Source organism: Mesorhizobium sp. M2A.F.Ca.ET.037.01.1.1 (genome assembly GCF_003998075.1).
Classification (GTDB): domain Bacteria; phylum Pseudomonadota; class Alphaproteobacteria; order Rhizobiales; family Rhizobiaceae; genus Mesorhizobium.
On record NZ_RZSA01000700.1, the window covers coordinates 1 to 3649 of the forward strand.

Sequence of the window (3649 nt, forward strand, 5' to 3'; positions counted from 1 at the left end):
GCACCATACATACGTACCGGTCAGTAACATTGTCAAGCGAGTCGTCTGCATGCCATCGGACAATAAAATTGAAGCGTCGTTGAACACGGCCCCCGCCCCGAGGGCCGCCGACAAGATTCTCGACGTGGCGCGCGACCTGTTCTACCGCGAGGGCATCAGGGCGATCGGCGTCGACGAGATCGTCAGGCGCGCCGGCGTCACAAAGCCCAGCCTCTATCGCAGTTTCCCGTCCAAGGATGAGCTCGCCGCCTCCTATCTGCGCAAATACGACCTCGAATTCTGGGAACGCTTCGACGAGGCGGTGGACGCACATCCCGGCAATCAGCGCGCCCAGATCATCGCCTTCCTGACCCGCGTCGGCAAACGCACGCAAAAGCCGGACTATCGCGGCTGCGGCATGACCAACGCGGCGGTGGAATATCCTGAGCGTGGTCACCCGGCCCGCATCGTCAGCGAAAACAACAAGCAGGAATTGCGCCGGCGCCTGCGCGCCATGGCCGCCGCGATGGGTGCGGCGGATTCCGACACGCTGGGCGACGGGCTGCTGCTGCTCATCGAGGGCGCCTATATCAGCGGCCAGCTTTTCGGCCATGGCGGACCGGCGGCGTCGGTCGCCCGCAACGCCGACCTCTTGATCGAAGCCAGCTTGAAGAAATAGCGGACGGCGTTACGCTTCCGGCAGCTCGAAACGGAGTTGCCATCGATGCGTGCCCTTCTGATCCCGCTTGCGCTTGCCGGTTTCTGCCAGGCGGCCCAGGCCGGCGACATCTCCAGCGCCTACACCGATCTCGATTCGAAGAAGGACTGCGTGACCTATGCCCAGGCCGCGGAAGGCGACGGCGACTGGGCGAGCCTCGTCTGCTCAGGCTATCGCGGCTACCCGGTGCTGATCGGCTACGACGACGCGCGCGAATCCGTCTATTACGGCTTTCCGTCCGACGACATGACCGCGGTCTGGGAGAGCTTCACTGCCTTCAACGGCTCAGGCCCGAAAGTGGAATGGCGCATCGAGACCAATGGCGACATCGCCATCCCTTTCGCCGCCATCCATCGCCGCTCGGTCAGCAACCCCGAGGACGACAAGGAATCGACCGACGTGCTGGTCGTCGCCAAGGTCGCGCAACCGGAAGAGCATCAGGGCTGCACCGTCGGCCTGGTTTTGGCCACCGGCAACCCACAGGCCAACGATCAGGCGCGCAAGCTGGCGGATGAGAAAGCCAAGACCTTCGTCTGCGGCAAGGACAAGCGCGAAGTGATCGGCGACGTGCCGCCCTTCGGCCGGGTGGATAACTAGTGGCGCTGCACAGGGCTTTTGAAAGTTTGTCTTGGTGTCGATTTTCCGCCGCCCGTGAAAATCAGCGCAAACGCCGGGGATTGGCTGCAGCCGCCCCAACTTCGTCATTCTATGGCGGAGCAAGGAGCGATGCGACGCGGCGCAGACCATAGAATCCATGCCGTTATGCAGGCGCGCCTCTCACGGTGCAGAATTCTGCTCCGCTGCGCTCTTGGATCAAGGTAACGGCATGGATTCCAGGGTCTTCGCGACGGAGCTTCGCTCCTGCTCCGCCCTGGAATGACGATCGCGATGGACGTTTCTGCCAATCTCCAACGCATACCGCCTGCCAACGCAAAACGCAGCCAACCTTTCAAAATCCCTTTGTCGGGAAACCAGCCGCTCTCAACTAACCATTGCGCCAAGTCTGGTTCGGGTTTCCATTCACGGGCCGGCCTAGTAAACCCGTGTTCCGATTGCAGCCGGTCTCGGGAGGTTCCGCTTGTCCAGTTCTGTCAGCGTCACGAATGACAACGGCGTGGCGGTGGTCACCATCGACAATCCGCCGGTCAATGCGCTGAGTTTTCATGTCCGCAAGCCGCTCTATGAGGCGCTTGCCGCGCTACGCGACGATCCTGCCGCCAAGGCGATCGTCATAGCCTGCGCCGGGCGCACTTTCGTCGCCGGCGCAGACATCACCGAATTCGGCAAGCCGGTCCAGCAGCCGGAACTACGCGCCATCATCGCCTTGCTTGAAACGATTCCCAAGCCGACAGTTGCCGCCATCCACGGCACGGCGCTCGGCGGCGGGCTGGAACTGGCGCTCGGCTGCCATTTCCGCATCGCCGATCGCGGCGCCAAGCTCGGCCTGCCCGAAGTAAAACTCGGTCTCTTGCCGGGCGGCGGCGGCACGGTGCGGCTGCCGCGCCTTGTGGGCGCCGCGAAGGCGCTCGCCATGATCGTTTCCGGAACGCCGATTTCGGCCGGCGAGGCGAAGGCGGGGCTTGTCGACGCGGTCGTCGACCGCGATCTGCCGGCGGAGGCCGTTCGTTTCGCCCACGAAATGACTAACCGAGGCGGCCCCTTCGTGCCGGTGCGTGAGCGCAAGGACCGCCTCGCCGAGACCGATCTTGCCACCTTCGACGCCCAGGCCGCTGACCTCGCCAGGAAGGCGCGCGGCCTCGAAGCGCCAATCGCCTGCGCCGAGGCCGTGCGCAACGCCATCACCTTGTCTTTCGACGCAGCGCTTGCCGCCGAACGGCAGCTTTTCCAAAAGCTCGTTGCCGGCGATCAGTCGCGCGCGCAGCGGCATCTGTTCTTCGCCGAGCGCGAGGCGGCGAAGGTGCCCGGCAAGGACCTGCAGAAGCGTCGGCTCGAACGCGTCGGCATAATCGGCGCCGGCACGATGGGCGGCGGCATCGCCATGGCCTTCGCCAATGGCGGCCTGCCGGTGACCTTGCTCGAGACCAGCGATGAGGCGCTGGGGCGCGGGCTGGCGACGATCGAGAAGAACTATGCCGTATCGGTCAGCCGCGGTTCTTTGACGGAGGAGGCCAAGCAGAAGCGCCTCGAACTGTTCAAGGGCAGCACCGACTATGCCGACCTTGCCGATTGCGACCTGATCATCGAGGCCGTGTTCGAGGACATGGTCGTCAAGCAGGAGGTGTTCGGCAAGCTCGATACCATCGCCAGGCCCGGCGCCATCCTCGCCACCAACACCTCCTATCTCGACGTGAACGAAATCGCCGCCTCGACGTCACGGCCGCAAGACGTGCTCGGCATGCATTTCTTTTCGCCGGCTAACATCATGAAGCTCCTGGAGATCGTGCGAGCCGAAAAGACCGCGCCCGAGGTGCTGGCGACGGTCACTGATCTCGCCCGGCGCATCGGCAAGGTCGCGGTCGTCGTCGGCGTCTGCCACGGTTTTGTCGGCAACCGGATGCTGTCCGCGCGCGGGGCGGAGAACGAAGCGCTGCTGCTGGAAGGTGCCACCCCTGCCCAGGTCGACAAGGCATTCACCGATTTCGGCTGGCCGATGGGACCGTTCCAGATGGGCGACCTCGCCGGCCTCGACATCGGCTGGCGCAACCGCAAGGCGCGTGGCCAGACGGCGGTGATTGCTGATACGCTGTGCGAACAGGGTCACTTCGGTCAGAAGACCGGAAGTGGGTGGTACCGCTATGAGAGCGGCGCGCGGGAGCCGGTCGCGGACCCGGATGTGGAGGCACTGATCCGCGCCAAGGCGGCGGAGCTTGGAATTGCCCGGCGTGAGATCGGCGCGGAGGAAATCATCGAGCGCACGCTTTATCCCTTGGTCAACGAAGGTGCGCGGATTCTCGAGGAGGGGGTAGCAGCCCGCGCGTCCGACATCGATGT

At 64.3% G+C, this 3649-nt stretch carries 3 protein-coding genes; all 3 read left to right on the forward strand.

What is annotated here, in order from left to right; all coding sequences use genetic code 11:
* Positions 1-49: 49 nt before the first annotated feature.
* Positions 50-658: a TetR/AcrR family transcriptional regulator gene (locus tag EOA27_RS27255; protein ID WP_126080546.1), complete on the forward strand. Its 609-nt coding sequence runs from the start codon at positions 50-52 to the stop codon at positions 656-658.
* Between the two features lie 45 nt (positions 659-703).
* Complete coding sequence (locus EOA27_RS27260) at positions 704-1294, forward strand: hypothetical protein (RefSeq protein ID WP_126080545.1); 591 nt, start codon at positions 704-706, stop codon at positions 1292-1294.
* Positions 1295-1775: 481 nt separating this feature from the next.
* A partial coding sequence (locus tag EOA27_RS27265) for a 3-hydroxyacyl-CoA dehydrogenase NAD-binding domain-containing protein (RefSeq protein ID WP_127257712.1) occupies positions 1776-3649 on the forward strand: 1874 nt, incomplete at its 3' end.

Bases quoted from the DNA above. Each gene is read 5' to 3' on its own strand.
- EOA27_RS27260 (WP_126080545.1), top strand. From the start codon at position 704: ATGCGTGCCCTTCTGATCCCGCTTGCGCTTGCCGGTTTCTGCCAGGCG.
- EOA27_RS27255 (WP_126080546.1), top strand. From the start codon at position 50: ATGCCATCGGACAATAAAATTGAAGCGTCGTTGAACACGGCCCCCGCC.